General features: G+C 64.2%; 25 protein-coding genes and 1 tRNA gene. 16 read left to right on the top strand and 10 right to left on the bottom strand.

Features of this window, described 5'->3' with window-relative positions; genetic code table 11:
• Positions 1-2 precede the first annotated feature (2 nt).
• On the top strand, positions 3-2,015 hold the full coding sequence (locus ACEWPL_RS15030) for a putative 2-aminoethylphosphonate ABC transporter permease subunit (protein ID WP_393929330.1): 2,013 nt from the start codon (positions 3-5) through the stop codon (positions 2,013-2,015).
• On the opposite strand, the gene ACEWPL_RS15025 is transcribed toward ACEWPL_RS15030, so the two are convergent.
• Positions 2,012-2,875: a LysR substrate-binding domain-containing protein gene (locus tag ACEWPL_RS15025; protein WP_393929332.1), complete on the bottom strand. Its 864-nt coding sequence runs from the start codon at positions 2,873-2,875 to the stop codon at positions 2,012-2,014. The genes ACEWPL_RS15030 and ACEWPL_RS15025 overlap by 4 nt on opposite strands.
• Positions 2,876-2,992: 117 nt before the next feature.
• Between ACEWPL_RS15025 and ACEWPL_RS15020 the strand changes: the two genes are divergently transcribed.
• From ACEWPL_RS15020 to ACEWPL_RS15000, 5 genes are all read left to right on the top strand, one after another.
• On the top strand, positions 2,993-4,171 hold the full coding sequence (locus tag ACEWPL_RS15020; RefSeq protein WP_393929334.1) for a 2-aminoethylphosphonate--pyruvate transaminase: 1,179 nt from the start codon (positions 2,993-2,995) through the stop codon (positions 4,169-4,171).
• A gap of 15 nt (positions 4,172-4,186) precedes the next feature.
• Positions 4,187-5,431: a phosphonoacetate hydrolase gene (gene phnA, locus ACEWPL_RS15015; protein WP_393929336.1), complete on the top strand. Its 1,245-nt coding sequence runs from the start codon at positions 4,187-4,189 to the stop codon at positions 5,429-5,431.
• Positions 5,431-6,879, top strand: coding sequence for a phosphonoacetaldehyde dehydrogenase (gene phnY, locus ACEWPL_RS15010; protein ID WP_393929338.1), 1,449 nt, complete (start codon positions 5,431-5,433; stop codon positions 6,877-6,879). The genes phnA and phnY overlap by 1 nt, the downstream gene beginning before the upstream one ends.
• Before the next feature lie 68 nt (positions 6,880-6,947).
• Positions 6,948-8,294: a (R)-1-hydroxy-2-aminoethylphosphonate ammonia-lyase gene (pbfA, locus tag ACEWPL_RS15005; RefSeq protein WP_393929340.1), complete on the top strand. Its 1,347-nt coding sequence runs from the start codon at positions 6,948-6,950 to the stop codon at positions 8,292-8,294.
• A gap of 62 nt (positions 8,295-8,356) precedes the next feature.
• Positions 8,357-9,130 carry an EamA family transporter gene (locus ACEWPL_RS15000; RefSeq protein ID WP_393929342.1) on the top strand — a complete coding sequence of 258 codons (774 nt, stop codon included), beginning with the start codon at positions 8,357-8,359 and terminating at the stop codon, positions 9,128-9,130.
• Here the strand turns inward: ACEWPL_RS15000 and ACEWPL_RS14995 are convergent.
• Both ACEWPL_RS14995 and ACEWPL_RS14990 read right to left on the bottom strand, forming a co-directional pair.
• Positions 9,121-10,128, bottom strand: coding sequence for a 2-hydroxyacid dehydrogenase (locus ACEWPL_RS14995; RefSeq protein WP_393929344.1), 1,008 nt, complete (start codon positions 10,126-10,128; stop codon positions 9,121-9,123). The genes ACEWPL_RS15000 and ACEWPL_RS14995 overlap by 10 nt on opposite strands.
• Positions 10,129-10,140: 12 nt before the next feature.
• Positions 10,141-11,358 carry an NAD(P)/FAD-dependent oxidoreductase gene (locus ACEWPL_RS14990; RefSeq protein ID WP_393929346.1) on the bottom strand — a complete coding sequence of 406 codons (1,218 nt, stop codon included), beginning with the start codon at positions 11,356-11,358 and terminating at the stop codon, positions 10,141-10,143.
• A gap of 256 nt (positions 11,359-11,614) precedes the next feature.
• On the opposite strand from ACEWPL_RS14990, the gene ACEWPL_RS14985 reads away from it, so the two are divergent.
• The 8 genes from ACEWPL_RS14985 (at position 11,615) to ACEWPL_RS14950 (ending at position 17,902) form a co-directional block, all read left to right on the top strand.
• Positions 11,615-11,779 carry a hypothetical protein gene (locus ACEWPL_RS14985; RefSeq protein WP_393929348.1) on the top strand — a complete coding sequence of 55 codons (165 nt, stop codon included), beginning with the start codon at positions 11,615-11,617 and terminating at the stop codon, positions 11,777-11,779.
• Positions 11,776-11,943 carry a hemin uptake protein HemP gene (gene hemP / locus ACEWPL_RS14980; protein WP_393929350.1) on the top strand — a complete coding sequence of 56 codons (168 nt, stop codon included), beginning with the start codon at positions 11,776-11,778 and terminating at the stop codon, positions 11,941-11,943. Before ACEWPL_RS14985 ends, hemP begins: the two co-directional genes overlap by 4 nt.
• 32 nt (positions 11,944-11,975) lie before the next feature.
• Positions 11,976-13,238: an imelysin family protein gene (locus tag ACEWPL_RS14975; RefSeq protein ID WP_393929352.1), complete on the top strand. Its 1,263-nt coding sequence runs from the start codon at positions 11,976-11,978 to the stop codon at positions 13,236-13,238.
• A gap of 207 nt (positions 13,239-13,445) precedes the next feature.
• Entirely contained in the window at positions 13,446-14,927 is a 1,482-nt protein-coding gene (locus tag ACEWPL_RS14970; RefSeq protein ID WP_393929500.1) for a di-heme oxidoreductase family protein, read from the top strand.
• A complete protein-coding gene (locus tag ACEWPL_RS14965; protein WP_393929354.1) occupies positions 14,928-15,944 on the top strand; it encodes an imelysin family protein in 1,017 nt (338 codons plus the stop codon).
• Positions 15,945-15,948: 4 nt separating this feature from the next.
• Positions 15,949-17,019, top strand: coding sequence for a DUF1513 domain-containing protein (locus tag ACEWPL_RS14960; protein ID WP_393929356.1), 1,071 nt, complete (start codon positions 15,949-15,951; stop codon positions 17,017-17,019).
• A 53-nt stretch (positions 17,020-17,072) separates the two neighbouring features.
• On the top strand, positions 17,073-17,630 hold the full coding sequence (locus tag ACEWPL_RS14955; RefSeq protein ID WP_393929358.1) for a cytochrome c oxidase subunit 3: 558 nt from the start codon (positions 17,073-17,075) through the stop codon (positions 17,628-17,630).
• A gap of 2 nt (positions 17,631-17,632) precedes the next feature.
• A complete protein-coding gene (locus ACEWPL_RS14950; RefSeq protein ID WP_393929360.1) occupies positions 17,633-17,902 on the top strand; it encodes a cytochrome C oxidase subunit IV family protein in 270 nt (89 codons plus the stop codon).
• On the opposite strand, the gene ACEWPL_RS14945 is transcribed toward ACEWPL_RS14950, so the two are convergent.
• From ACEWPL_RS14945 to ACEWPL_RS14920, 6 genes are all read right to left on the bottom strand, one after another.
• A complete protein-coding gene (locus ACEWPL_RS14945) occupies positions 17,881-18,375 on the bottom strand; it encodes a nucleoside deaminase (protein WP_393929362.1) in 495 nt (164 codons plus the stop codon). The two genes, ACEWPL_RS14950 and ACEWPL_RS14945, sit on opposite strands and share 22 nt — an antisense overlap.
• An 83-nt stretch (positions 18,376-18,458) precedes the next feature.
• Positions 18,459-18,535: transfer RNA gene (locus tag ACEWPL_RS14940), tRNA-Pro, on the bottom strand.
• A 90-nt stretch (positions 18,536-18,625) separates the two neighbouring features.
• Complete coding sequence (gene leuB / locus ACEWPL_RS14935) at positions 18,626-19,732, bottom strand: 3-isopropylmalate dehydrogenase (RefSeq protein ID WP_393929364.1); 1,107 nt, start codon at positions 19,730-19,732, stop codon at positions 18,626-18,628.
• Between the two features lie 80 nt (positions 19,733-19,812).
• Positions 19,813-20,295 carry a GNAT family N-acetyltransferase gene (locus tag ACEWPL_RS14930; protein WP_393929366.1) on the bottom strand — a complete coding sequence of 161 codons (483 nt, stop codon included), beginning with the start codon at positions 20,293-20,295 and terminating at the stop codon, positions 19,813-19,815.
• A 45-nt stretch (positions 20,296-20,340) separates the two neighbouring features.
• Entirely contained in the window at positions 20,341-21,009 is a 669-nt protein-coding gene (locus ACEWPL_RS14925) for a YiaD family glycine zipper/OmpA-like lipoprotein (protein WP_393929368.1), read from the bottom strand.
• A gap of 119 nt (positions 21,010-21,128) precedes the next feature.
• Positions 21,129-21,965, bottom strand: coding sequence for a methylated-DNA--[protein]-cysteine S-methyltransferase (locus ACEWPL_RS14920; RefSeq protein WP_393929502.1), 837 nt, complete (start codon positions 21,963-21,965; stop codon positions 21,129-21,131).
• A 108-nt stretch (positions 21,966-22,073) separates the two neighbouring features.
• On the opposite strand from ACEWPL_RS14920, the gene nth reads away from it, so the two are divergent.
• Both nth and ACEWPL_RS14910 read left to right on the top strand, forming a co-directional pair.
• A complete protein-coding gene (gene nth, locus ACEWPL_RS14915; RefSeq protein ID WP_393929370.1) occupies positions 22,074-22,718 on the top strand; it encodes an endonuclease III in 645 nt (214 codons plus the stop codon).
• A complete protein-coding gene (locus tag ACEWPL_RS14910; RefSeq protein WP_393929372.1) occupies positions 22,715-23,701 on the top strand; it encodes an adenosine kinase in 987 nt (328 codons plus the stop codon). Before nth ends, ACEWPL_RS14910 begins: the two co-directional genes overlap by 4 nt.
• Positions 23,702-23,962: 261 nt before the next feature.
• Here ACEWPL_RS14910 and ACEWPL_RS14905 read toward each other — a convergent pair whose 3' ends face one another.
• Positions 23,963-24,781, bottom strand: a complete 819-nt coding sequence (locus tag ACEWPL_RS14905; RefSeq protein ID WP_393929374.1) for a sulfotransferase family protein — start codon at positions 24,779-24,781, stop codon at positions 23,963-23,965.
• Positions 24,782-24,877 lie beyond the last annotated feature (96 nt).

Raw genomic sequence — 24,877 nt, 5'->3', positions numbered from 1 at the left:
GCATGAAGGCGGCCCAAACCCAGATGCCCGCAGGCCCTGCGATCCGGGGCAAGCTCAGCCGCGACGATATCCTGATGCGCGGCGGCATGATCGTGATCGCGCTCTATTTGATCGTCACGCTGGTGATGCCGCTCTACGTGATGTTCTCGAAATCGCTGTCGACCTATCGGTTCGATCTGTCGGCCTATGAATTTCAGGTCAGCGACGAGGAAGGCACCTTCGACGGCACCATTCTGACCGGCGCTGAGCTGAACGAGGCCACGGGCGCCTATGCGCCGGATGATCTGGATACCAACGCCGACGGGCGCCTGGGCGTCACGGCGTTTTTCCCTGATTTCAGCTTTCGCAGCCCGGTCGAATACCGCATCCGCAACACCAGTGACACCGGACGATACCTTGTCGGCTCCACGCTTTACACCGGGACGGACTGGCAGCAACTGGACAGCAACACTTTCCGGCGCGTCTCGCTGCGGCCTGTGCAATCGCGCGGGATCAGCAACTTTACTGAATATTTCTCAACCCCGGCCCTCTCCAATTCGATCAAGAATTCGCTCTGGATCGCGGCGGTCAGCACGGTCATCACGGTCGTGCTGGCCTTCTGGTTCGCTTATGCGCTGAACCGCAGCTGCATGCGGTTCAGGGGGGTCTTCCGCCTCATCGCGATGATGCCCATCCTTGTCCCGTCGCTCTTGCCCGGGATCGCACTGGTCTATCTTTTCGGCAATCAGGGCATGCTCAAGGAGTTGCTTTTCGGCGCGTCGATCTATGGGCCGATCGGGATCATCATCGGCTCGGTCTTTTTCACCTTTCCGCATGCGTTCATCATCATTTCCACTGCCCTCGCCATTTCGGATGCCCGGCTTTACGAGGCCGCCACATCGCTGCGCGCCAGCCCGTGGCGCACCTTCTGGACGGTCACGATCCCCGGCGCTCGCTATGGCCTGATCTCGGCGGCCTTCGTGGTCTTCAACCTCGTCATCACGGATTTCGGGCTGCCCAAGGTGATTGGCGGTCAATTCAACGTGCTGGCCGTCGACATCTACAAGCAGGTCATCGGCCAGCAGAATTTCGAGATGGGCGCTGTCGTCTCGGTCGTCCTCGTGATCCCGGCGATCCTCGCCTTCGCCATCGACCGGATGGTGCAGGCGCGGCAGGTGTCGTCGCTCTCGGCCCGCTCGGTCCCATTTCAGCCCAAGCCCGATGCGAAAATGGACCGCCTTTTCCTGGTCTATTGCAGCTTGGTCGGCCTCTTCATCACCGGCATTTTGGCCGTCTGCCAATTCGCCGCGCTGGTCAGGTTCTGGCCCTATGATCTCAGCCTCAGCCTGAGAAATTTCCAGTTCAACCGCATGGATGGCGGCGGCTGGGAGGCGTATTACAACTCGATCCAGTTGGGCCTTCTGACCGCCGTGATCGGCACAGCTGTCATCTTCTTCGGCGCGTATCTGGTCGAGAAATCCAAGGGGTTCAAAACCGGACGCGCGATCTTTCAGGGCTTTGCCATGCTGCCCATGGCGATCCCGGGGATGGTGCTGGGCCTTGCCTATATCTTTTTCTTCAACAACCCCGATAATCCGCTGAACGTGATCTACGGCACGATGATCATCCTAGTTGTGTCGACCGTGACGCATTTCTACACCGTCTCGCATCTGACGGCCGTAACCGCGCTCAAGCAGATGGACGGCGAGTTCGAAGCGGTCTCAGCCTCGCTCAAACAGCCCACGATGAAGCTTTTTGCCCGCGTCACCGTGCCCGTCTGCCTGCCCGCGATCCTCGACATCTCGATCTATCTTTTCGTCAATGCAATGACGACGGTGTCGGCTGTGGTGTTCCTCTATTCGACCGACACGGCGCTCGCATCCATCGCGGTGCTGAACATGGACGACGCGGGCGATATCGCCCCGGCCGCTGCGATGGGGATGATGATCTTCTACACCAATGCCACCGCGCGCATCCTGCACCTGATCGCATCGCGCGGCATTCTGGGGCGCACGCAGGCTTGGCGCACGCGCTAGGGGGCAGGGCGCGCGAACTCCATGAAGGCGCGGATCACCCGCACCTCGCGGCGCTGGCCAAGGTGCACGATGGTCTCGCGCATGCGAATATCGACCCCGTTCAGCGGGATCTGCACCAGCCGCGTGTCATGCCCGAATTCGGCCAGCGAGACAAAGCCAATGCCCGCGCCCGACGCGACGATCTCGCGCACAGCCTCGCGGCCCTCGGCCACGATGGAGGGCGACATGGTCAGCCCCTGCTTTGCAGCCTCCTCTTCAAGGTTGGCGCGCGTTTTCGAGCCTGCCTCGCGCAGGATCAGCGGGTAGTGCGCCGCCTCGGCCAAGGTCATCCCCGCAGACGCATCGTCAAGCAGACCCTTGGCAGCGAAGGCGATGATGGGCGTTTCATTCAGGTCCAGCATCTCCATGTCCGGCCCCGACGGCGCATCGCCAATGACGCCGATCTCGGCATTGTAGCTGCGCAGCTCCGCCAGGATCTCTTCGGTATTGCCGCTGCGCAGGGAGACGGTCACACCGGGATAGCGCTGCCGGAAGCGGCCCAATAGGTCGATCACGTGATGCGCGCTATCGGCCACGATGCGCAACTCGCCCTCAACCGCAGCGCGGGTTTCCGTCATGTAATCTGCGATGCGCTGCTCGACTTCGAAGAGCTGCTTGGTCAGCAGGAACAGATGCTCGCCCGCCTCCGTCAGGCGCACGCGTTTGCGCTCGCGGTGGAAAAGCAGCACGTCATGAGTCTGCTCCAGTTTGCGCACCTGCTCGGAAATGGCGGGCTGGGTCAGGAACAGTGCCTCGGCGGCGCGGGAAAACCCGCCCATCGCGGCCACGTAGTGAAACGCTCGCAATTGGCTGTGGCGCATAAGGCGGTCCTTTTCAGCATAGGTTCGGCCTATGCAATAATTGATTATTGCAATTTTACATATGGGCACCCATCCGGCAATCGTGGAAAAGATATCGCCATTCCGGAGCCATGCGCCATGACCGCCCCTCTCGATCCACCGCAGCTGGGCGAGCCCTATCTGCTGACGCCCGGCCCGCTGACCACATCGCGGGCCGTCAAGGAGGCGATGCTGCGCGACTGGGGCAGCTGGGACGACGATTTCCGCGCCATGACGCGCGAGATGCGCGACCGCCTTCTGGCCATGCTGGGCGAGGGGGGCGACAAGTTCGACTGCGTGCCGATGCAGGGCAGCGGCACTTTCGCGGTCGAGGCGATGCTGGCCTCCTTCATCCCCCGCGATGGCAAGGCGCTGGTTCTGGCCAATGGCGCCTATGGCAAACGCTCGGCCCAGACGCTGGAGTATCTGGGACGCGATCACGTCGTGCTGGACAAGGGTGACTACCTGCCGCCGCGCGGCGATGAGGTGGCGCAAATCCTCGCGGATGATCCCGCCATCACCCATGTGGTCGCCATCCATTGCGAGACATCGAGCGGCATCCTGAACCCGGTCGAAGAAATCTCGAGAGTGACCTACGCGGCAGGCCGCAAACTGCTGATCGACTCGATGTCGGCCTTCGGCGCGATCGAGTTGAAGCCCTCGGATATCCGTTTCGAGGCGCTCGTCTCGTCGGCCAATAAATGCATCGAGGGCGTGCCCGGCTTTGGGTTCGTCATCGCGCGCAAGGCCGAGCTTGAGGCGGCCAAGGGTCGGTCTCATTCGCTCAGCCTCGATATCCACGCGCAATGGGCGCACATGGAGAAAACAGGGCAGTGGCGCTTTACCCCGCCGACGCATGCTGTCGCGGCCTTCCTCACCGCGCTGCGCGCGCATGAGGCTGAGGGCGGCGTCAAGGGGCGCGGCGCGCGGTATACACGCAACCGCGACGTGATGGTCGAGGGGATGCGCGGCCTCGGGTTCGAGACGCTGCTCAAGGACCGCTGGCTGTCGCCGATCATCGTCACATTCTTTTGCCCTGCGGATGATAACTTCGTCTTTGATCGCTTCTATGCGCTGATGAAGGAAAAGGGATTCATCATCTATCCTGGCAAGCTGACGGTCGTGGACAGTTTCCGCGTCGGCTGTATCGGGCAGATGGACGAGCATGTGATGCGCCGCGTGGTGGATGCCGCCGCCGCATCGCTAAAGGAAATGGGCGTGCACGATGCCCGCCCGCCGGCCATCGCGCTGGAAGAACGCGCCAAGCTGGCCGCCTGAAGTCAAGGAACACACATGCCCATTACAAAGTCTGTCACCGCCAATGACCGCACCTACCCGGCGCCCAAGGTCTGCGCCATCGCCATCTGCCTCGATGGGTGCGAGCCTGAATACCTGGACAAGGCTATCGCCGATGGCCTGATGCCGAACCTCGCGCGTATGAAGGAGACAGGCACCGACCGACTGGCGCATTCGGTGATCCCGTCCTTCACCAACCCCAACAATCTCAGCATCGCGACGGGCCGCCCGCCATCCGTGCACGGGATCTGCGGCAACTTCCTTTATGAGCCGGAAACGGGCGAAGAAGTGATGATGAACGACGTCCGTTTCCTGCGCGCGCCGACGGTGTTTTCCAAGTTCTACGAGGCGGGCGCCCGCGTTGCCATCGTCACGGCCAAGGACAAGCTGCGCGCGCTGCTGGGCGCTGGCCTCAAGTTCGACGAGGATCGCGCGCTGTGCTTCTCGGCCGAGAAGTCGGACACATCGACCAAGGCTGAGCATGGGCAGGACAACGCCGCCGCGTGGCTGGGCATGGAGCGCCCCGAGGTCTATTCGGCCGAGCTGTCGGAATTTGTCTTTGCCGCTGGCGTCAAGCTGCTGGCCGAGTGGAAGCCGGATGTAATGTATCTAACCACCACCGACTGGGTGCAGCATAAGTATTCACCGGATCAGGCCGAGGCCAAGGCATTCTACGAGATGTTCGACGGCTATCTGGGCCAGCTCGATGAGATGGGTGCCGCCATTGTCGTCACCGCCGATCACGGGATGAAGCCCAAGCATGACGCGAATGGCGACCCGCAGGTGATCTATGTGCAGGATCTGATGGACGAATGGCTGGGCGAGGCGGCGGCCCGCGTGATCCTGCCGATCACCGACCCTTATGTCGTCCACCACGGCGCGCTGGGCGGCTTTGCCACCGCCTATCTGCCCGAGGGTGCGGACCGCGCTGACATCATCGCGCGCTTGCAAAAACATGACGAACTGCTGGAGGTGATCAGCCGCGAGGATGCCGTTGCGCGCTATGATCTGCCCGCCGACCGCATCGGCGATATCGTCATGACTTCGACCGAGAACATGACCATCGGAACGTCCGAGCATCGCCACGATCTGGCGGCCCTGAATGAGCCGCTGCGCAGCCATGGCGGTCTGACCGAGCAGGAAGTGCCCTTCATCGTCAACCGCAAGGTCGAGCTGGCAACTGCGCCCGAACTGCGCAATTTCGATGCGTTCTTTGTTGCCACCACGGCGGCGGCGCAGTGATGCACAAGGCCGATCAGCGCCATGAGGGGATGCGCATCGGGGGCGAGGTCGTCTTTGCGGATGATGTCATTGAGGTGCGCTATCCCTACACGGATGAGGTCGTCGGTAGCGTTCCAGCGGGCCACGCAGAACATGCGCGCCAGGCGTTTCAGATCGCTGCGGAGTTCAAACCGAGCCTGACCCGCTATGAGCGCAGCGAAATCCTCAAGCGCGCCGGCGAGCTGATCGGCGAGCGGCGAGAGTATCTGGCGACATGGCTGGTGCTGGAACTGGGCATCTGCCACCAGCACGCGATCTATGAGACGAAACGCGCGCAGGATGTCTATCAGTTCGCCGCCGCGCAGGCGCTGATGGATGATGGCGAGGTGTTTTCCTGCGACCTTACCCATAACGGCAAGGCGCGCAAGATCTACACGATGCGCGAGCCAGTGCGCGCGATCAGCGCGATCACGCCTTTCAACCACCCGCTGAACATGGTCAGCCACAAGATCGCACCCTCGATTGCCACCAATAACTGCATGGTGTGCAAGCCGACCGAGCTGACGCCGCTGACCGCCATCGCGCTGGCCGATATCCTTTATGAGGCCGGCCTGCCACCTGAGATGTTCCAGATCGTGACCGGCCTGCCGGACGCCATCGGGGATGAGATGATCACGAACGAGCATATCGACATCATCACCTTCACCGGCGGCGTGCCGGTGGGCAAGATGATCGCATCCAAGGCGGGCTATAAACGCCAAGCGCTGGAGCTGGGCGGGAACGATCCGCTGATCGTGTGTAATGACCTTTCGGATGCCGATCTGGAAAAGGCCGCGACCATCGCTGTTGCAGGGGCCACCGGCAATTCCGGCCAGCGCTGCACCGCGATCAAGCGGATTCTCGTGCAGGAAAGCGTGGCCGACCGTTTCGTGCCGCTGGTGCTGGAGAAGGCCAAGAAGATCAAGTTTGGCGATCCGATGGATCCGGGCACCGAGCTGGGCTGCGTGATCCACGCGCGCGCTGGCGAGACATTCGAGAAACGCGTGATCGAGGCGGGCAAACAGGGGGCGAAAATCCTGTACCATCCCGAGCGGCGCGGCGCGCTGCTACCGCCCATAGTGGTGGACCATGTGCCCCATGACAGCGAATTGGTGATGGACGAAACCTTTGGCCCGGTCATCCCCATCGTGCGCGTGCCGGACGATGATGCCGATGTGATGAAGATTTCGAACGGCACGCCCTTCGGCCTCAGCTCGGGCGTCTGCACCAACGATCTGACCCGCGCAATTGCCTATATCAACGGGCTGAATGTGGGCACCTGCAACATCTGGGAGCAGCCCGGTTACCGCATCGAGATGTCGCCTTTTGGCGGGATCAAGGATAGCGGAAACGGCGTTAAGGAAGGCGTCATCGAGGCGATGAAGTTCTTTACCAACGTGAAGACCTATTCGCTGCCCTGGCCGGGATGAATGCAGATTTTCATGGCATAATCGGCGCCTTCGGCGAGAGTATTTTTGGAACAATGAAAGGCTCGAGGATGTATCACACCGAGGGCGAGTCCAATACGTCGGATGCACGGCAGGCCTGGCTGAAGAAATCCATCGGGCCGCGCTCGGCGCCGCTGTTGCAGCGCGATTCGGATGCGTTTTTGCATCAAAGTCTCAGCAGCCCATGCGTCAGTACGATCGCCAAGGCGGAGGGCATCTGGATCGAGGATCTGGATGGGCGCCGTTTCATGGATTTTCACGGCAATTCGCTGCATCATATCGGCTATGGGCATCCGCGCCTCAAGGCGGCGATTGCCCGGCAGATGGACGATCTGCCCTTTGCGCCGCGCCGTTTCACCAATGAGCCTGCGACGCAGCTGGCCGAAAAGCTGGCCGAGATCGCGCCGGGCGATCTGGGCAAGACGCTGTTCACAACGGGCGGGTCCGACGCCAACGAGGTGGCGCTTAAGATCGCGCGCGCGGCGACGGGCCGCTTCAAGACCGTCAGCTTCTGGGACGCGTTTCACGGCGCCGGCTTGGGCGCGGCCAGTGTAGGAGGCGAGGCGACCTTTCGCAGCCATATCGCCGGGCCGCTGATGCCCGGGGCCGAACATGTCGCGCCCTTTGCCTGCTACCGCTGTCCCTATAACCATGCCGGGCCGGATGTCTGCGGGCTGGCTTGCGCCAAGATGGTCGAATACGTGCTGGAGCGTGAGGGCGATGTGGCCGCCGTCATCGCCGAGCCGATGCGCGCTGTGCCTTACGTGCCGCCGCCCGGTTTCTGGAAGGCGGTGCGCGCGGCGTGCAACAAGCATGGGGCGCTCTTGATCCTGGACGAGATTCCGACGGGGTTGGGCAAGACAGGGCGCATGTTCGCCTTCGAGCATGACGACGTGATCCCTGATATCGTCACGCTGGGTAAGGCGCTGGGCGGGGGCATCTTGCCAATTGCCGCCTGTGTTGCGCGGCGCGATCTGGATGTTTGCGGCGATTTTGCCATCGGGCATTACACGCATGAGAAGAACCCCGTGACCGCCCGCGCCGCGCTGACCACGCTGGAAATCATCGAGGTCGAGAACCTGATCGAGCGCTCGGCCGAGCTGGGCGATTACGCGATGAACCTGCTGCGCGAGCGTCTGGAGGGTTGCCGCATCGTGGGCGATATCCGCGGGCGCGGTCTGATGTTCGGGGTCGAGATCGTGCAGGATCGCGGCACCAAGGAGATGGGGCAGGCACTGGCCGAGGGCATCTACTATGCCTGCCTAGAAGCGGGGCTGAGTTTCAAGATTAGCCAGGGCTGCGTGCTGACCCTGTCACCGCCCCTGACGATCCCGAAGGAGGATCTGGACCGGGCGCTTGATATCGTCGTGACCGCCGTTCTGGACGCTGCGCGCTGACGCTGGCGGTTTCACTCATCGTTCTGAGCGCGGCGTGTCTGCATGCGCTGTGGAATGCACTGATGAAGGGTGCGGCGGACCGGGCTCTGACCTCGGCGCTGATTTGTATCGGGCAGGCTGCGTTTGGCGGCGTTCTCGCCGCTGCGTCGCCTCTTCTGTCGGTGGACGCACTGCCGTGGCTATTCGCGTCCATCGTCATTCACTGGGGATATTTCTGGCTGCTGAACGTGGCCTATCGTCTGGGGGATCTGAGCCTCATCTACCCCATCTCGCGCGGTTTGGCGCCCCTCCTGGTGGCGCTTGGCGCGCAGATCTGGGTGGGCGAGGTTCTCCCGCCGCTGGCATGGTCCGGAATCGGGGCGATCAGCCTCGGGATCACCGTGCTGGCCGCGCCGGCGCTGCGGGGGGCGTTGCCGGCGGCGGGTATCGTGGCGGCTGTGGGTGTTGGCCTGATTGTGGCCAGCTATTCACTAGTGGACGGGATGGGCGTGCGCGCGTCCGGCAATGCGGTGGCCTATATTGGCTGGGTGTTCATCGGCAATCTGACGGTCGCGCTGTACATTCTGCCGACCCGGATGGATCGGCTGCGCGCCTTGCCGCGCCGTACCATCTGGCTGGGGCTGATGGGCGGTGTCGTGTCGGGCTGCGCCTATGGCCTTGTCCTATACGCCAAGACAATCGCGCCTCTTGGCCTTGTCTCGGCGCTGCGGGAAACGTCGGTGATCTTTGCCGCTATGATCGGCGTTCTGTGGTTTGGCGAAGGGCCGCAGGCGCGGCGGCTGATCGCGGCGGGCATCGTGGCGCTCGGGATCGTGCTGATCGCGGGTCAGGGATAGCGCGCGCCGGGCTGATCTGCGAGGCGCGGGTCGGCGGATTTGATCAGCACGGGGCGCCCGTCGATCAGTTCGGCGCAACGCTCCAGCGTCTCGAGCTCCAGCCGCTCCATCGCCTCGGCGGTGTAGAAGGTGAGGTGCGGGGACAGGATGACATTCTCCATCTCGTAAAGCGGGCTGATCATGTGGCCTATCCGGCGGAGCGGCTCGTCGCTGAACACATCGAGGCCCGCGCCCGCGATCCATCCCTCTTGCAACGCGCGCACCAGCGCCGCCTCATCCACGATCGCCCCGCGCGAGACGTTGATGAGATGGGCGTGGGGCTGCATCGCGCGCAACTCTGTCTCGCCAATGAGGTGCCGGGTGCTGTCATTGAGGACGCAATGGACCGAGACGATATCGCTCTGCTCCAAGAGCTCGGGGAGGGCCTGGGCCCGGCGCACACCGGCAGCCGCCATGTCGCTGGCAGGCGTGTGCGGGCTGTAGCACACAACGTCTGCGCGAAACCCTTGCGCGCACATGCGTGCCATGCTGCGCCCGATCTTGCCAAAACCGACGATGCCGATGGTCTTGCCCGCGATGTCGCTGCCCATCCAGCGCGGCTCGGGCCAAGCCCAGCCCTGGCTGCGCATCTGCCGGTCCAGCGGGATCAGCTTTTTTGCCAGCGCGATCATTAGGGTAAAGGCGCCTTCGGCCACCGTTTCTTCGGCATATTCGGGGATGTTCACCACAGTGATTCCGCGCGCCTTGGCGGCGGGAATGTCGATGGCGTCGATACCGACGCCGTATTTCACGATGCCGCGCAGCCGCGGGGCCGCCTCGATCACACGCGCGGTGACGGGCGTGTAGCACATCAGCAGAAGGTCTGCGTCCTGCAGCGCCGCGATCAGGCTGTCCTCATCCACGCCGTCCGGCAGGGTGACCAGATCGTGGCCTGCGCCGCGCAGTTCGGCATCGACGACAGGGGTCTGCAATTCCGCGTCGGTCCGCACGATCTTCATGGGGCGTCTCCTTCAGATGATGGCGGTCTCGACGTAGGGCTTGCCTGCGGCGATCCGGTCATAGTGAAACGGCGTCAGATCCAGCGTGCGATAGCCGCCATGGACCAGCCATTCGGCGGTGCCGCGCCCCATCGCCGGTGACTGCTGCAAGCCGTGGCCGGAAAAGCCGTTGAGGAAGAGGAAATTCGTCAGCTCCGGATGCGGGCCGCAGATGGCGTTGTGATCCAGCGTGTTCATTGCGTAATGCCCGGCCCATTCGCGCAGCACCTTGATCGCCTCGAATTGAGGGATACGCGCCGCGATGGCGGGCCAGACGTGATCCATCCAGATCTTGTGATCCATCTCGAAATCATCGGGATCGACGGCCGGATCGATATGGCTATGCGCGCCCGCCATGTAGGTATCCACCCCGTCCTGCCGGAAATGCACACCTGAAGGATCGATGGTGAGGGGCAATTCGCGGCTGAGAGGTTCGGCCGCAGAGAAGGTCCAGGTGTAGCGCTTGCGCGGCTCAACCGGGATGTCGATGCCCGCCATCGCGGCGGTGCGCGCGGCCCGCGGGCCGCTGGCGTTGACCACATGTCCGCAGCCGATCCGCTGCCCGGAGGCAAGCGTGACGCCGGTCACCCGCGCGCTGTCGCGCTCGATCCCCGTGACCTCGCCCGCCAGAAACTCGACGCCCCGCTCACGCGCCTGGCGGCGCCACCAGTCGAAGACGGCCATGTAGTCCCAATAGCCCTCATCCTTGGTGTTGATGCTGCCTAGGACCAGATCATCCACGGTATAAAAGGGATATTCCGCCGCCAGCGCATCGGGCGCCATCAGGCGCGTTTCCGCCCCCTCGGCGCGCTGCACCGCATGGGCGGCGCGCAGGGCATCCGCGCCCGCCTCGGTATCTGCCAGATACATGTAGCCGTAATTCTGGATCTTCAGCCGCGGCACGCGGGTGTCGCCGCCCATATGCTGCCGCAGGTTCTGGATGAGCTCCGCCCCGAATTGCGAGATGCGCACATTGAGCGCGCTGCTGAACTGCTGGCGGATGCAGGAATTGGTATGCGCGGTCGAGCATTTCGCATAGCTGGGGTCGCGGTCGATCACCAGGATACGCCCGTCGAAATCGGCCTCTTGTGCAGTAAACCAAGCCACTGCGGCGCCCATCATCGCGCCACCTATGATGACAATGTCATAGGTGTCGTGGGAGGGGGTCGAGACATAGCTGTTCGGCGGCATGGCGGGGTCCTGTGCGAGTAGTCTGCGAGCGTGACGAGATGAACTTTCGCCACGCCTGCTGGAAAAGGCAAGCGCCCTGCGTAAGCACGGCGGGGCGATCTGAAAATATTTCCCGACTAAAAAAGTCGGATTGACATAACTGATAGATTCACTCAGAAATTCGGATATGCATACCGGCCCGACTCGGACCGCGTTCATCGAAACGCGTTCCGCGCACGGGCCGGTGAGGATCAGACCAATCAACAGGACGCGCGCCATGCGGGACCAGACATCACCCACACCCACCGTTCCGGCGCTATCCGCGCTGGGCCTTGCTGCATCCGAGATCATGCAGGGCTACGGCGACGCGGGCGACGGGCAGGCCGCGGCGCTTGAATGGATGCTTGACCACTTATACCCGCCGCAGGAGGCCTTGAGATGACCCATCAGCCCACGACTATCCAGATCGATCACAGTGCAGACACCCTGCCCACCTATGACGCCCGCCATCTGGTTCTGGGCGGAGATCAGGCGCGCATCGTCTACGACGACAAGGTCTATAACCTGCGCATCACGCGGGCTGGCAAGTTGATCCTGACCAAATGAACATGCCGCAAACACGAGACAAGGATCGAACCATGACCCGTCTTTTTCTGGGCACGACCGCCCTTGGCATCGCGCTGGCCCTGCCTGCGATGGCCGCAACGAAATCCGAGGTGCTGGACACCTATGCCGATATCGCCGCCGCCGGATATGCCGACAGCGCCGCCACGGCGCGCCGACTGCAAGAGGCGGTCGAGGCCCTGATCGACGCGCCCTCGCCGCAGGCCCTGACGACCGCGCGACATGCATGGGTGGCCGCGCGCGTGCCCTATCAGCAGACTGAGGTGTTCCGCTTTGGCAATGCGATCGTCGATGATTGGGAGGGGCAGGTGAATGCCTGGCCGCTGGACGAGGGTCTGATCGATTATGTCGATGCGGCTTATGGAGGTGCATCCGATGAGAACGGGCTGAAAGCGCTGAACGTCGTTGCCAATCCCAGCTTCAAGCTTTCGGGCCAGACGGTGGATGCCAGCAACATCACACCCGAGCTTCTGTCCGAGACGTTGCACGAGGCAGATGGCGTCGAGGCGAATGTCGCCACCGGTTATCACGCCATCGAGTTCCTGCTCTGGGGGCAAGACTTGAACGGAACCGATCATGGCGCGGGCCAGCGTCCCTGGACCGACTTCGCGGCAGGCGATGATTGCTCGGGCGGCAATTGCGCGCGCCGAGCTGACTATCTGGCCGCAGCGACGGAATTGCTGGTCTCGGACCTCGACTGGATGGCGCAGCAATGGGCCGAGGGCGGCGCAGCGCGCGAGGCCGTCACCACGAACGAGAATGCCGGGATCTCGGCCATGCTGACCGGCATGGGAAGCCTCAGCTATGGCGAGCAGGCGGGCGAACGGATGCGCCTTGGCGTCATGCTGAATGATCCCGAGGAAGAGCATGACTGCTTTTCCGACAATACGCATAACAGCCATTATTATGACGGGCTGGGCGTGCAGAATGTCTATTTGGGCAGCTACACGCGCGTCGATGGCAGCACCGTCTCGGGCCCGTCGCTGGCCGATCTGACCGCCGAGCTTGATCCCGCGCTGGATGCCGAGATGCAGGCGAGGCTGGCCGCGACCATGCGCGCGCTGGGCGCGATCAAGGTGGCTGCCGAGGCGGGCACCTCCTATGACCAGATGCTGGCGCGCGGCAACGATGCGGGCGAGGCGCTGATCATGGGCGGTGTCGACGGGCTGATCGCGCAGACCAAGACGGTCGAGCGGATCGTGGACACGCTCGATCTTGGGGATATCGCCTTTGCCGGATCGGACAGCCTCGACGATCCGGGCGCGGTGTTTCAGTAAAGGCGCGCAGAGGTATGGCGGGGGCTTGGTCTGAAACGCCCTGCAAGGTGTTGAGGGCGCGTTCGTAACGGCCTATCGACCGGGCCGAACCGCGCCGCGGCCCGGTTCGAAAAGTGGAAGACGACAGACATGCGCACCTCGATGCATCTGACCCTGACGCGGCCCGGCTGGCTTGACCGGCGGGCCGCTGCCCTCTTGCTGGCCGGCATGGCATCGGCGGGCGCCGCCACCGCTGGCCCGCTGGACGAGCCACATCTGCCGATCGTCGCGCGCACGTCCAGCGAGGTGGCGCGCATCACAAATGTGACTCGTCCGGCCGAGGATTTTACCGCGCCCGAACGCTTTGAGGAGCTGCCCGCAGGCGGCGCCACCGTGCGCGTTCGCGAGACCGCCGATGCGTTTTCCGACCCGTCCGGCAACATCTCCTTCGACGGCGAGTTGCAGTTCAAGGTCGGCAATGGCCTCTTTCGCAAGATCTGGGTGTCGTCGCCTTCGTCCACGTTGGCGTCGGACGGCCTCGGGCCGCTTTTCAACGCGCGCTCGTGCCAGCGCTGTCATATCAAGGACGGGCGCGGCCACCCGCCCGAGGGCCCCGAGGATACCGCCATCTCGATGTTCCTGCGCGTGTCGATCCCCGACGAGGGCGCCCGCATCAGCGAGATCGAGGAATATCTGGGCACCGCACCCGACCCGACCTACGGCACGCAATTGCAGGATTTCGCGCTGCCGGGCATCCCCGCGGAATACCGCCTTGAAATCGCCTATGATGAGATCCCCGTCGCCCTTTCGGGCGGCGAGACGGCCAGCTTGCGCGCGCCCACCTATACCGCCGCCGATCTGGGCTATGGACCGCTGCACCCGCAGGCGATGCTCAGCCCGCGCGTCGCGCCGCAGATGATCGGCCTCGGCCTGCTCGAGGCGATCCCGGCGGCGGATATCATCGCGGGCGCGGACCCCGATGACGCGGATGGCGACGGTATCTCGGGCCGGGCCAATATCGTCTGGTCGTCCGAGTTCGACATGCCGATGCTGGGCCGCTTTGGCCTCAAGGCAGGGGTGGCCACGGTACGCGAGCAGAGCGCGGGGGCTTTCGCGGGCGATATCGGCATCTCGAACCCGATCTTTGCTGACCCGTTCGGGGAGTGCACCACCATTCAGGACGCCTGCCAGACGGCGCCCCATGGCGACGGGGACGAGCGTGTATACGAGGTGGATGAGACCGGGCTGGACCTTGTCACCTTCTACAGCCGTAATCTGGGCGTGCCGGCCCGCCGCGATGTCGGTAAGCCCCAGGTGCTGCGCGGTAAACAGGTCTTTCACGAGACCGGCTGCACCTCCTGCCACAGGCCCAAATTCGTCACCCACCGGTTGGATGGCCAGCCCGAGCAAAGCTTTCAGCTGATCTGGCCGCATACGGACATGCTGTTGCATGACATGGGGGAGGGCTTGGCTGATCACCGCCCTGAGGCGCGCGCCACCGGGCGCGAGTGGCGCACGCCGCCGCTATGGGGTATCGGACTGACGGAACGTGTCAGCGGGCACACTTACTTCCTGCATGACGGGCGCGCCCGTTCGCTGCTGGAGGCGGTTCTGTGGCATGGCGGCGAGGCGCAGACAGCGCGCGATACCGTCACGCAGATGAACCCCGCAGATCGCGCCGCCCTGATCGCCTATCTGGAGAGCCTTTGAATGATCCGCATCGCCACCTTCGCCCTTGCCCTGCTGCTGCCCGCCGCCGCCCTCGCGCAAGGTACAGCCAATCCGGCGCGCGACGCGGTCCAGCGTCATATCCTGCCCCGCTACGAGGCGCTGTCGGACACCGCGCACAGCCTTGAGGAGGCCAGCGCGCAAACCTGCGACGTGGCCGCGTCTGAGCTGCGCGAGGCCTATGACGCCGCTTTCGGCGCCTGGATTGCCGTCAGCCATCTGCGCTTTGGCCCCGGCGAAGTGGATGACCGCGCCTTCGCGCTGGCCTTCTGGCCCGACACGCGCGGGATCACGCCGCGCGCGCTGCGCACGCTGATCACCGACGCGGATCCGATTGTGGCCAGCGCCGAGGATTTTAGCGACGTGTCCATCGCGGCGCGCGGCTTCTATGCGCTGGAGATGATGCTGTTCGATCCCGAGATCCAGGCGCTGGGCGATGCGCAGTATCGCTGTGATCTGATGCGTGTCATGACCGCCGATATCGCCAATCTGGCCGATGCGATCCTGACCGATTGGCAGGGCGGCTATGCCGACCAGATGGCCAATCCGGGCGAAGGCAGCCCCTATCGCGGCGAGGCCGAGGCGCTGCAGGAGCTTTTCAAGGCGCTGACATACGGGCTGGAATTCACCTCGGACACGCGGCTGGGCCGCCCCTTGGGAACCTTCGACAAGCCGCGCCCGAAACAGGCCGAGGCATGGCGCGCCGGGCGGTCCTTGCGCAATGTCGCGCTGTCGCTGACCTCGCTGAACGATCTGGCGGCGATCCTGGCCCAGCGCGATCCGGGCCTGCGCGCCCACCTGAACGAGGCGTTCAGCGCCGCGCGCGCGGATGCGGAGAAGCTGGATGATCCGATTTTTGCGGGTGTGTCTGAGCCCACCTCGCGGCTGCGGGTCGAATCGCTGCAGCAGTCCATTAACCGCGTGCGTGATATCGTGCGCGATGACCTGGGCCCCGCGCTGGGCGTCGCATCGGGCTTCAACGCGTTGGACGGAGATTGATCAGGTGACCAACAGACGGGGCTTTCTGGCGGGGCTGCTGGCGACGGGGCTGGCTCCCGCCGCGACATGGGCCGATGCGGGCGCGCCTCGCTGGCTGTCGGCGGCCGGGCTGCCCGGGGGCGGCTTCGTGCTTTGCGGGATTGGCGCGGATATGGGGCTGCGGTTCCGCATCCCCCTGCCGGGGCGCGGCCACGCCGCCGCCGCCCATCCCGGACGACCCGAGGCCGTCGCCTTCGCACGCCGCCCCGGCACCTTTGCCGTGGTGATCGACTGCGCCGCAGGGCAGCAGAAGGCCGAGCTGACAGCGCCCGAGGGGCGGCATTTCTACGGACACGGCGCGTTCTCGCTGGATGGCCGCTGGCTCTATACAACCGAGAACGATTACGAGGCGGCGCGCGGGATGATCGGCATCTGGGACGCGGATCACGGCTATGCCCGCGCGGGCGAATTTGCCAGTGGCGGCACCGGCCCGCACGAGGTGCGGCGCATGCCGGGCAGCGATACGCTGGTCGTGGCGAATGGCGGGATCGAAACGCACCCGGCCTCGGGCCGGACCAAGCTGAATATCGCGGTCATGCGGCCAAACCTGAGTTACATCGAGGACGGCGCGGTCACCGAAACCGCCACACTCCCGCCCGAGATGCACATGGGCTCGATCCGCCACATCGCCGTGTCTCATGACGGCGAGGTGGCCTTTGGACTGCAATGGCAAGGCGGTGAGGACGGCCCAGCGCTGCTGGGTCTGCATCGGCGCGGGGCCTCCATCCGCCTCTGCGCGGCGCCCGAGCCGCATCTGCGCGCGATGCAGGGCTATGCCGGCAGCGTCGCCTTTGCCGCCGGTCAGCGCGAGGTCGCAGTGACTTCGCCGCGGGCCGGGCTGGTGCAGACCTATAGTGCATCCTCGGCGCGTTATCTGCACAGCGAGTCTATCGTTGACGCCTGCGGCGTCGCGCCCTCTTCGGGCGGGCTCTTGGTGGCGTCGGGCACCGGGGATCTTTGGCAGCTTGGGGCAGGGGCCCCCAACCGAATGGGCCATGCGGGGCTGATGTGGGACAATCACCTCGTCGGCCTATGAAAGACCGCGCCCGCGCAGCGCGTGGATGACGCAGCAATTCAAGGAGTGCCGCCATGAACGGGCAGGCCGAGACAAGTATTTTGGACGAATTGCCCGGCGATCTGCTGATCTGGGTGCTGATCATCAGCGAGCTTCTGGTTTTTGGCGCGGGGCTGGGTGCGTTCCTGTCGGTGCGCCTGACGGACCCGGTCGGGTTTGCGGAGGCGCAGCAACATCTTGACCGGACCGGCGCGGCCCTCAACACGGTTGTCCTGATCACCAGCGGCTATCTTGCCGCGCGTGCGCTGCAATTCCGGCAGGCGGCCCGCCGCAGTGCTGCACGGCTTGCCCTTTTGGGCGCGGCAGCGCTGGGGGTGGTGTTTCTGGTCATAAAGGGCGCCGAATATGCCGGGAAGGCGGCCGAGGGTATCAATTACGACACCCATCCGTTTTTCATGTTCTACTATCTGCTGACCGGCTTTCACGCCACCCATGTCGTGGCGGGGATCATCCTGTTGCTGCTGGTCGCGTGGCGCGATGCGCCCGAGAATATCGAGATGGGCGCCGCCTTTTGGCATATGGTCGATCTGGTATGGGTGCTGCTCTTTCCGATCATCTATCTTCTGGCATGAAAATGCAGCGCCCAGATCCCCTCGTCCGCGCCTGGCTGACACTTCTGTTCCTCAGCGCCGTCAGCACCGTGGCCGCCGCCGCGATCACGGCCGGGTATGACGCACGCATCGCGGGCGGGATCGTGCTGCTTTTGGCGCTGATGAAGGCGCGCGTGATCCTGTCGCGCTACCTGGGGCTGGCCGAGGCGCCGTCATGGCGGCGCGGCTTCAACCTGTCGCTCACGCTCTTCATGCTGGGGGCGCTTGGGCTTTACCTGATCCCGTCGCTCTGATCCGCGACGCCCTGCGCGCGGGCATGCAGCGCGCGCATCTTTCCGGCCAGTTCGGGGATCGGGCCTTCGGTCTCGACACCCGGCACGATCTTGTCGATGCCCAGTTGTTCAACCGGGCCTTTCTCGGCGCCGAATTCCGCCATCCACTCGGTCAGCTGGCCGGTCGAGTGGATAAAGACGATGCGGCCCAGCCCGGCCCAGCCATGCGCGGCTGAACACATCGGGCAATGTTCGCCCGACGTATAAACGGTCGCCGCGCGCCGCGCCTCCGGCGTCATGTTCTGCGCGGCCCAGCGCGCCAGGGCGATCTCGGGGTGGTCGGTGGCCTCATTTGTGCGCGTGCGGTTGCGCGCCTCGCGCAGCACGTCGCCGTCCGCATCCACCAAGACCGATCCGAAGGGCGCATCACCGGCCTCCAGCGCCTCTTGGGCCAGTTCGACGCAGCGGTTCAAATGGTCAATTTGGCTGGGCATCATGTTTCTCCTCGCAGAATAGCACGAAGGCCAACCGACGCAGGGCGCGCCCGGTTCCGGCAGGGAAAGTGTTTTGAAGAAACTGGTCGGGCTGAGAGGATTCGAACCTCCGACCCCCTGCTCCCGAAGCAGGTGCGCTACCAGGCTGCGCTACAGCCCGACCGTGGCGCGACGGATAGACGAGGGGACGGCGCTTTGCAATCCCTCAAATGCGCGGCGCCGGGCGGGTGGCCCGGCGCCTGCGGTGGTCTTAAAGGCTGGCGTTGAGCGCCTCGACGATGGCATCGCCCATCTGGGCCGTCGTCAGGGGGGTGCCGCCTTCGGGGCCCATCAGATCGGGCGTGCGCGCGCCATCGGCCAGCACCTTTTCCACCGCGCGCTCCAGCCGGTCAGCCTCGGCGCCTTGGTCGAACGAATAGCGCAGCGCCATGGCAAAGCTGAGGATGCAGGCGATCGGGTTGGCCTTGCCCTGACCCGCGATATCGGGGGCCGAGCCATGAACCGGCTCATAGAGCGCCTTGGGCCGGCCATTGGCCATAGGCGCGCCAAGGCTGGCCGACGGCAGCATGCCAAGCGAGCCGGTCAGCATCGCGGCGGCATCCGACAGAAGATCGCCAAAGAGGTTGTCCGTGACGATCACGTCGAACTGCTTGGGGTTGCGGCAAAGCTGCATCGCGCCGGCATCTGCATACATGTGCGACAGCTCGACATCGGGATAGCTCTCGGCATGGACCTTGGTCACGACCTCGCGCCAGAGGATGCCGCTCTCCATCACGTTGGCCTTCTCCATCGAGCAGACCTTGTTGCCACGGCGGCGGGCCAGCTCGAAGGCGGCGCGCGCGACGCGGTCGATCTCGCTCTCGGTATAGCGCTGGGTGTTGATACCCACGCGCTCGTTGCCTTCGGTAAAGATGCCGCGCGGCTCGCCGAAATAGATGCCGGAGGTCAGCTCGCGCACGATCATGATGTCGAGGCCGGCGACGATATCGCGCTTGAGTGACGAAAAATCGGCCAGCGCGTCAAAGCATTGGGCGGGGCGCAGGTTGGCGAAAAGGTCCATCTCCTTACGCAGGCGCAAGAGGCCGCGCTCGGGCTTTACCGAGAAATCGAGATCGTCGTATTTCGGCCCGCCCACGGCGCCCAGCAAGACGGCGTCCACCTCCTGCGCCTTTGCCATCGTCTCGTCGGTAAGGGGCGTTCCGTGCTTGTCATAGGCGCAGCCGCCGACCAGATCCTCGCTGACGTCGAACGGCATATCGCGCTTGGCGCCATACCAGTCGATGATCTTGGTGACCTCGGCCATAACCTCAGGGCCGATGCCGTCACCGGCCAGGATAAGAAGGGAAGGGGTACTCATCTGGGGCGTCCTTTGCATGATCTCGCTGGTCAATCGGGTATAGCGAAGGACGCGGATGGTCAAGAAACGTGGCGATGCGGTCAGGTGGCAGCGTCCGGTGCCAGCGATTTGACCATCGGGTAGGTGCGCAGCTCCACACCACGGCGCGAGACCTGCCGGACTCCTTGGCAAGCAAAGCCCGCCCGCTGAAAGAAGCGCCGCGCGCCCTCGCTGGCGTCCACCGTCAGGCGGGGCAGGCCACGCGCCCGCGCCTCATGCTTGAGGGCGGCATAGAGTGCGCCGCCGGTTCCGGTGCCGGGGGGGTGGCAATAGAAGAGGTCGATATGCCCGCGCGGCGTCAATTCGACAAAACCGCAAGCGTGTGCATCGGCGCCGAACGCGACCCAGACGGCGCGGCCATCGGCGAGGCGCGCAAGGAATGCGCTTGGCTCCATCGGCGCGGGGGACCATGCGTGCAGTTGTCGGGGGGAGTAGTCTGCGCTAGCGCCGTCATGCACGGCGCGGTGCATCAACGCTGTCAGGGCGGCGGCGTCGCCGGGGCGCATGCGCAGGATGGTAATCATCGGGGGAGAGGCGAGGCGGGGGTCGTCCCGCCTCGCGCGCTTTGCTTATCGCGGGTTCGGCAGGATGACGATTTCGACCCGGCGGTTCTGGGCCTTGCCCTCTGCCGTCAGGTTGGACGCGATGGGCTGATCCTCGCCCCGGCCGAATGCGTTGATGCGGGCCCCGCCGACGCCGCCCTCGCGCAGTACGGCTGCGACGGAATTGGCGCGGCGCTCGCTGAGGCTCTGGTTATAGGCGGCCGATCCGGAATTGTCGGTATGGCCGACGACCTGCACGGTGCTGCCGGGATAATTACGCAGGCTTTCCGCCACGGTAAAGAGATCGCCCCGCAGCGCGCCATTGACCTGCGCACTGTCGACCGCAAAGAGGATATCCTGCGGCAGCGTCACGATCAGACGGTCGCCGGTATTGGTGATCTGCACGCGGTCGTTGTTCAGATCGCGGCGCAGCTCGGCCTCCTGCTTGTCCAATGCGTTGCCGATGGCCGCACCGCCCAGCGCGCCGATTGCGCCACCGATGAGGGCGCCCTTGCCGGACTTGTCGCTGGCGGCAGCGCCGGTCACGGCACCTGCAAGGCCACCGATCAGCGCGCCCTGCTGGGTGCGGTTCGGGGCAGTGCCGGTGCCCTGCAGGTTGCCTGGGCCTTCGCAGGCCGCGGTCAGCATAAGCGCGGCGCCGGCCACGCAGAGAATGGGTTTTCTCGCTCGGATCATCTTGGGAATAGCCTCTTGTTGGGAACCCGCTGTTACGGGCTTGGCGCGACTATAGGCAGGCGCAGCGGGATGCCCAATACAGTTTTCCGTGAAAATCGGCAGCAATCCGCGCAAAGTTTTTACGCTTCAGCGCGTGCGGCCTCCCATGCCAGGATGCCGCGCTTGACCGGCAGACCCCAGTGATAGCCGCCAAGGCCGCCCGATTTGCGCAAGGCGCGGTGGCAGGGGATCAGCAGGCTGATCGGATTGCGGCCCACGGCGGTGCCCACCGCGCGGACGGCTTTGGGGTGGCCGATGGCCTCGGCAATATCGCTATAGGTGGTCACATGACCCGAGGGGATGCGCAGCAGCGCCTCCCACACCTTGATCTGAAAGGGCGCACCGATGAGGTAGAGAGGGGCCGCATCCTCGCGCTCGGCGCGGAACGCCTGCAGAACCCAGGGGCGCAAACGCTCGGCATCCTCGACAAAGCTGGCCTGCGGCCAGCGTCCGGTCAGATCCTCCATCGTGGCCTGATGCCCCGCCTCGGCGGCAAAGCCGATCCCGCAGATGCCGCGATCCGTCCCCATCACCAACGCGGGTCCGAAGGGGCTATCAAACCAGCCCCAATAGACGGTCAGGTCCGCGCCCTTGCGTGCGAACTCGCCGGGGCTCATCGCCTCCCACCGCAGAAACAGATCATGCAGCCGCCCGGTGCCCGACAGGCCAGCCGCATCTGCCGCCTCCAGCATGGTGTGCCGCGCACCCAGTAGCGCCTTGGCATGGCCCAGCGTCAGATATTGCTGATACCGCTTGGGTGACACGCCCGCCCAAGTGGAAAAGAGGCGCTGAAAATGCGCGGCACTCATGCCCATCTCGGAGGCCAGATGGTCCAGCGTCATCCCCGGCCCGCTCGCATCGATCACCTCGATCGCGCGGCGCATGACGTTGAAATGATAACTCTGATCTGCTGGCATGGTCATGGCGCGCCTCCTCTTGGCTCGTCTCCAATCTAGGCGCCGGGCGCCCCAGCCGCGACCCGAATGTTGCGCATTGCCGCAATTCGCGCCATTACGGGCGCCATCATGGCACGCCAACTCGACTATCATACGATCCGCGCCGTATTCGAGCGCTTCCACGAGGCCGAGCCTGAGCCGAAAGGCGAGCTTGAGCATGTGAACGTCTTTACGCTGGTGGTGGCCGTGGCGCTGAGCGCGCAGGCGACGGATGCGGGTGTGAACCGCGCGACGCGCGGCCTTTTCGCTGTGGCTGACACGCCACAGAAGATGCTGAATCTGGGGCTGGAGGGCGTGACCGAGTACATCAAGACCATCGGCCTCTACCGCCAAAAGGCCAAGAACGTGATGAAGCTGAGCCAGATCCTGGTCGACGAGTATGGCGGCGAAGTGCCCAATTCGCGCGCTGCTCTGCAATCCCTGCCGGGGGTGGGGCGCAAGACCGCCAATGTCGTGCTGAACATGTGGTGGGGGCTGCCCGCGCAGGCGGTCGATACACATATCTTTCGGGTCGGCAACCGCACCGGCATCTGCCCCGGCAAGGATGTCGTCGCGGTTGAACGCGCGCTTGAGGATAACGTCCCCGCCGATTTCCAGAACCACGCGCATCACTGGCTGATCCTGCATGGCCGCTACCATTGCAAGGCCCGCAAGCCCATGTGCCCCACCTGCCTGATCCGCGATTTATGCCCCTACGAGGATAAGACCCAATGACCAAATATCACGCCATCGGCATCGGAAACGCCGTAGTCGATGTCATTTGCCGCAGCGACGACGCCTTTCTCGACCGCATGGGTATCGAAAAGGGCGTGATGCAGCTGATCGACGCGGGCCGCGCCGAGGAGTTGCTGGACGCGATGGACAACCGCGCCCAGAGCGCGGGCGGATCGGTCGCCAACACCATCGCGGGGCTGGCGGCACTGGGGCTGCAGACGGGCTTTGTCGGGCGCGTGCGCGACGACGATCTGGGCCGGACCTACGCGCATGACCTCACGCGCCTCGGTGCCGAGTTTGTCAATCCGCCGGCTGTCGAGGGCGAATTGCCGACCTCGCGCTGCATGATTTTCGTGTCCCCCGATGGCGAGCGGTCGATGAACACCTATCTCGGGATCTCGACCGAGCTCAGCTCCAACGACGTGCCATCCGGCGTGGCCGAAGAGGCTGGGCTCTTGTTGCTGGAAGGCTATCTTTTCGACAAGCCCGAGGGAAAGAAAGCGCTCGCCGCCGCGGCCGCCGCTTGCCGCATAGAGGGGGGCAAGGCGGGCATCTCGCTCAGCGATCCTTTTTGCGTCGACCGTCACCGCGAGGATTTCCGCGCGCTGATCCAGGATCTGGATTACGTCATCGGCAACGAGCATGAATGGGCCTCGCTCTATGAGGCCCGCCATCTGGACGAGGCGCTGGACCGCGCCGCGCAGGACACTGGCCTGGTCGTCTGCACTCGTTCGGGCGCGGGGGTGATCATCCGCCAGCGCGACGCGCGCATCGACGTGCCGGTGACGCACATCGCCCCCGTGGACACGACCGGTGCGGGCGACCAGTTTGCCGCCGGGTTCCTTTACGGCCTTGCCACCGGGGCGCCGCTGGACGTGGCCGGGCGCATGGGCTGCATCGCGGCCGGCGAAGTCATCGCGCATTACGGCGCGCGGCCCGAGACGGATGTGAAAGCGCTCTTTGCCGCCGAAGGGCTGATCTGATCGCCGCCTGCGCATTGGGGCTGCGGGCGGATTTGAGTATTTTTGCCAAGATGAAGCAGGGGTGCGCGCCCCGCTGGCCGAAGTCGGCCCGACTGTCGCGGGTGCAAACCGGGGCGGGGCGCGGCTTTTCCTTGGGCGGTCATCGGTTCCTCAGCGTCAACCGCGTCCGTGATCGTGGCAGAAGATGGTTAAGAAAGCCCTAGCGGCTTTTCTTGGTGGAAATACCTAGATCCCGCTGTTTCACCGGCGCGGGGGCGCCGATTACTCGCCCAGCTTGGCATGGACCTCGTCAAGGTCGATCTCCCCCGTCGGCATCTTGTTCGACGGGTCGGCGAAATCGTATTTGAACAGCTCGAAATCCTGTTTGTAGATCTCGTAGACCAGATGCATCGACAGATCGTCGAAATAGTCCTCGACCGGGTGGGCGCGCTTGGGGCCGTGGCCTTCGGATTCGTTGAAGCGGGGGATCGTTTTCAGATCGACCTTGTGGGGCGTTTCAATCGCGTTCAGCACGTCCTGCATGCCATCATTGAATTTCTCGGTCCAGAAGATGCGGTCATAGGTGCCGCCGTTCACGATGAAGGTACTGACATGGCCCGACATGGCAGACCAGTGGATGTCAGGCTCCATCGGGCGACGCCAGCGGATGGTGTCGCGCGCAAAGAGCAAAAAGCGGCGGAAGCTGGCGATCTGGTCGAACTCCTGCTTGCCGTCGTCTCCGCCGACCTCGATCCCGTATTTCTGCACCAGAAGCGGGACCAGCTTGCCCCGGTAGCGCTTGCCGTTGCGCTGGATGCCGCAGATCTTGTCGAAAAAGCTGCTGAGGATGCGTGTGTAGGGGTTGCGCACGCAGGTAAAGGCGTAGGACTCGTGCGATTTGACGTTGCCCGAGATTAGCGCCTGGCTGTCATCAAGCGCCCATTTATGCATGCCACCCTTGGCATCGTGAATGTCGCCGTCAAAGAATTCGCCATGGTCCGAATAATACATGATCTGGCCGATGGTCGAGCAGGCGCATTTCGGCACCACACGGTAGACCACACTTTCGCTGGTCGTCATCCAAGTGCCGGGAAATCCCATGACCGCCGCCCTTTGCCTAACCTCTGGTGTCCTGTTCAGGACTTATTTTTCTTTGTCGTGATAAAACAGGATTATTGCGGTTTCATCAACGCGAGA

It is taken from the genome of Roseovarius roseus (assembly GCF_043355935.2).
Taxonomy (GTDB): domain Bacteria; phylum Pseudomonadota; class Alphaproteobacteria; order Rhodobacterales; family Rhodobacteraceae; genus Roseovarius; species Roseovarius roseus.
Note: the sequence above shows the minus strand (reverse complement) of the source record. Positions and strands in the feature narration are given on the sequence as shown.

Excerpts from the sequence above, each read along its gene's own strand:
- ACEWPL_RS15030 (WP_393929330.1), top strand. The coding sequence starts at position 3 with ATGAAGGCGGCCCAAACCCAGATGCCCGCAGGCCCTGCGATCCGGGGC.
- ACEWPL_RS14925 (WP_393929368.1), bottom strand. The coding sequence starts at position 21,009 with ATGATCCGAGCGAGAAAACCCATTCTCTGCGTGGCCGGCGCCGCGCTT.
- pbfA (WP_393929340.1), top strand. The coding sequence starts at position 6,948 with ATGTATCACACCGAGGGCGAGTCCAATACGTCGGATGCACGGCAGGCC.
- phnA (WP_393929336.1), top strand. The coding sequence starts at position 4,187 with ATGCCCATTACAAAGTCTGTCACCGCCAATGACCGCACCTACCCGGCG.
- ACEWPL_RS14990 (WP_393929346.1), bottom strand. The coding sequence starts at position 11,358 with ATGCCGCCGAACAGCTATGTCTCGACCCCCTCCCACGACACCTATGAC.
- leuB (WP_393929364.1), bottom strand. The coding sequence starts at position 19,732 with ATGAGTACCCCTTCCCTTCTTATCCTGGCCGGTGACGGCATCGGCCCT.
- ACEWPL_RS14950 (WP_393929360.1), top strand. The coding sequence starts at position 17,633 with ATGCAGCGCCCAGATCCCCTCGTCCGCGCCTGGCTGACACTTCTGTTC.
- ACEWPL_RS15020 (WP_393929334.1), top strand. The coding sequence starts at position 2,993 with ATGACCGCCCCTCTCGATCCACCGCAGCTGGGCGAGCCCTATCTGCTG.
- hemP (WP_393929350.1), top strand. The coding sequence starts at position 11,776 with ATGACCCATCAGCCCACGACTATCCAGATCGATCACAGTGCAGACACC.
- ACEWPL_RS14995 (WP_393929344.1), bottom strand. The coding sequence starts at position 10,128 with ATGAAGATCGTGCGGACCGACGCGGAATTGCAGACCCCTGTCGTCGAT.
- ACEWPL_RS14985 (WP_393929348.1), top strand. The coding sequence starts at position 11,615 with ATGCGGGACCAGACATCACCCACACCCACCGTTCCGGCGCTATCCGCG.
- ACEWPL_RS14965 (WP_393929354.1), top strand. The coding sequence starts at position 14,928 with ATGATCCGCATCGCCACCTTCGCCCTTGCCCTGCTGCTGCCCGCCGCC.
- ACEWPL_RS14975 (WP_393929352.1), top strand. The coding sequence starts at position 11,976 with ATGACCCGTCTTTTTCTGGGCACGACCGCCCTTGGCATCGCGCTGGCC.
- ACEWPL_RS14920 (WP_393929502.1), bottom strand. The coding sequence starts at position 21,965 with ATGCCAGCAGATCAGAGTTATCATTTCAACGTCATGCGCCGCGCGATC.
- ACEWPL_RS14945 (WP_393929362.1), bottom strand. The coding sequence starts at position 18,375 with ATGCCCAGCCAAATTGACCATTTGAACCGCTGCGTCGAACTGGCCCAA.
- ACEWPL_RS14955 (WP_393929358.1), top strand. The coding sequence starts at position 17,073 with ATGAACGGGCAGGCCGAGACAAGTATTTTGGACGAATTGCCCGGCGAT.
- ACEWPL_RS14905 (WP_393929374.1), bottom strand. The coding sequence starts at position 24,781 with ATGGGATTTCCCGGCACTTGGATGACGACCAGCGAAAGTGTGGTCTAC.
- ACEWPL_RS14970 (WP_393929500.1), top strand. The coding sequence starts at position 13,446 with ATGGCATCGGCGGGCGCCGCCACCGCTGGCCCGCTGGACGAGCCACAT.
- ACEWPL_RS14910 (WP_393929372.1), top strand. The coding sequence starts at position 22,715 with ATGACCAAATATCACGCCATCGGCATCGGAAACGCCGTAGTCGATGTC.
- ACEWPL_RS15000 (WP_393929342.1), top strand. The coding sequence starts at position 8,357 with ATGAAGGGTGCGGCGGACCGGGCTCTGACCTCGGCGCTGATTTGTATC.
- phnY (WP_393929338.1), top strand. The coding sequence starts at position 5,431 with ATGCACAAGGCCGATCAGCGCCATGAGGGGATGCGCATCGGGGGCGAG.
- ACEWPL_RS15025 (WP_393929332.1), bottom strand. The coding sequence starts at position 2,875 with ATGCGCCACAGCCAATTGCGAGCGTTTCACTACGTGGCCGCGATGGGC.
- nth (WP_393929370.1), top strand. The coding sequence starts at position 22,074 with ATGGCACGCCAACTCGACTATCATACGATCCGCGCCGTATTCGAGCGC.
- ACEWPL_RS14930 (WP_393929366.1), bottom strand. The coding sequence starts at position 20,295 with ATGATTACCATCCTGCGCATGCGCCCCGGCGACGCCGCCGCCCTGACA.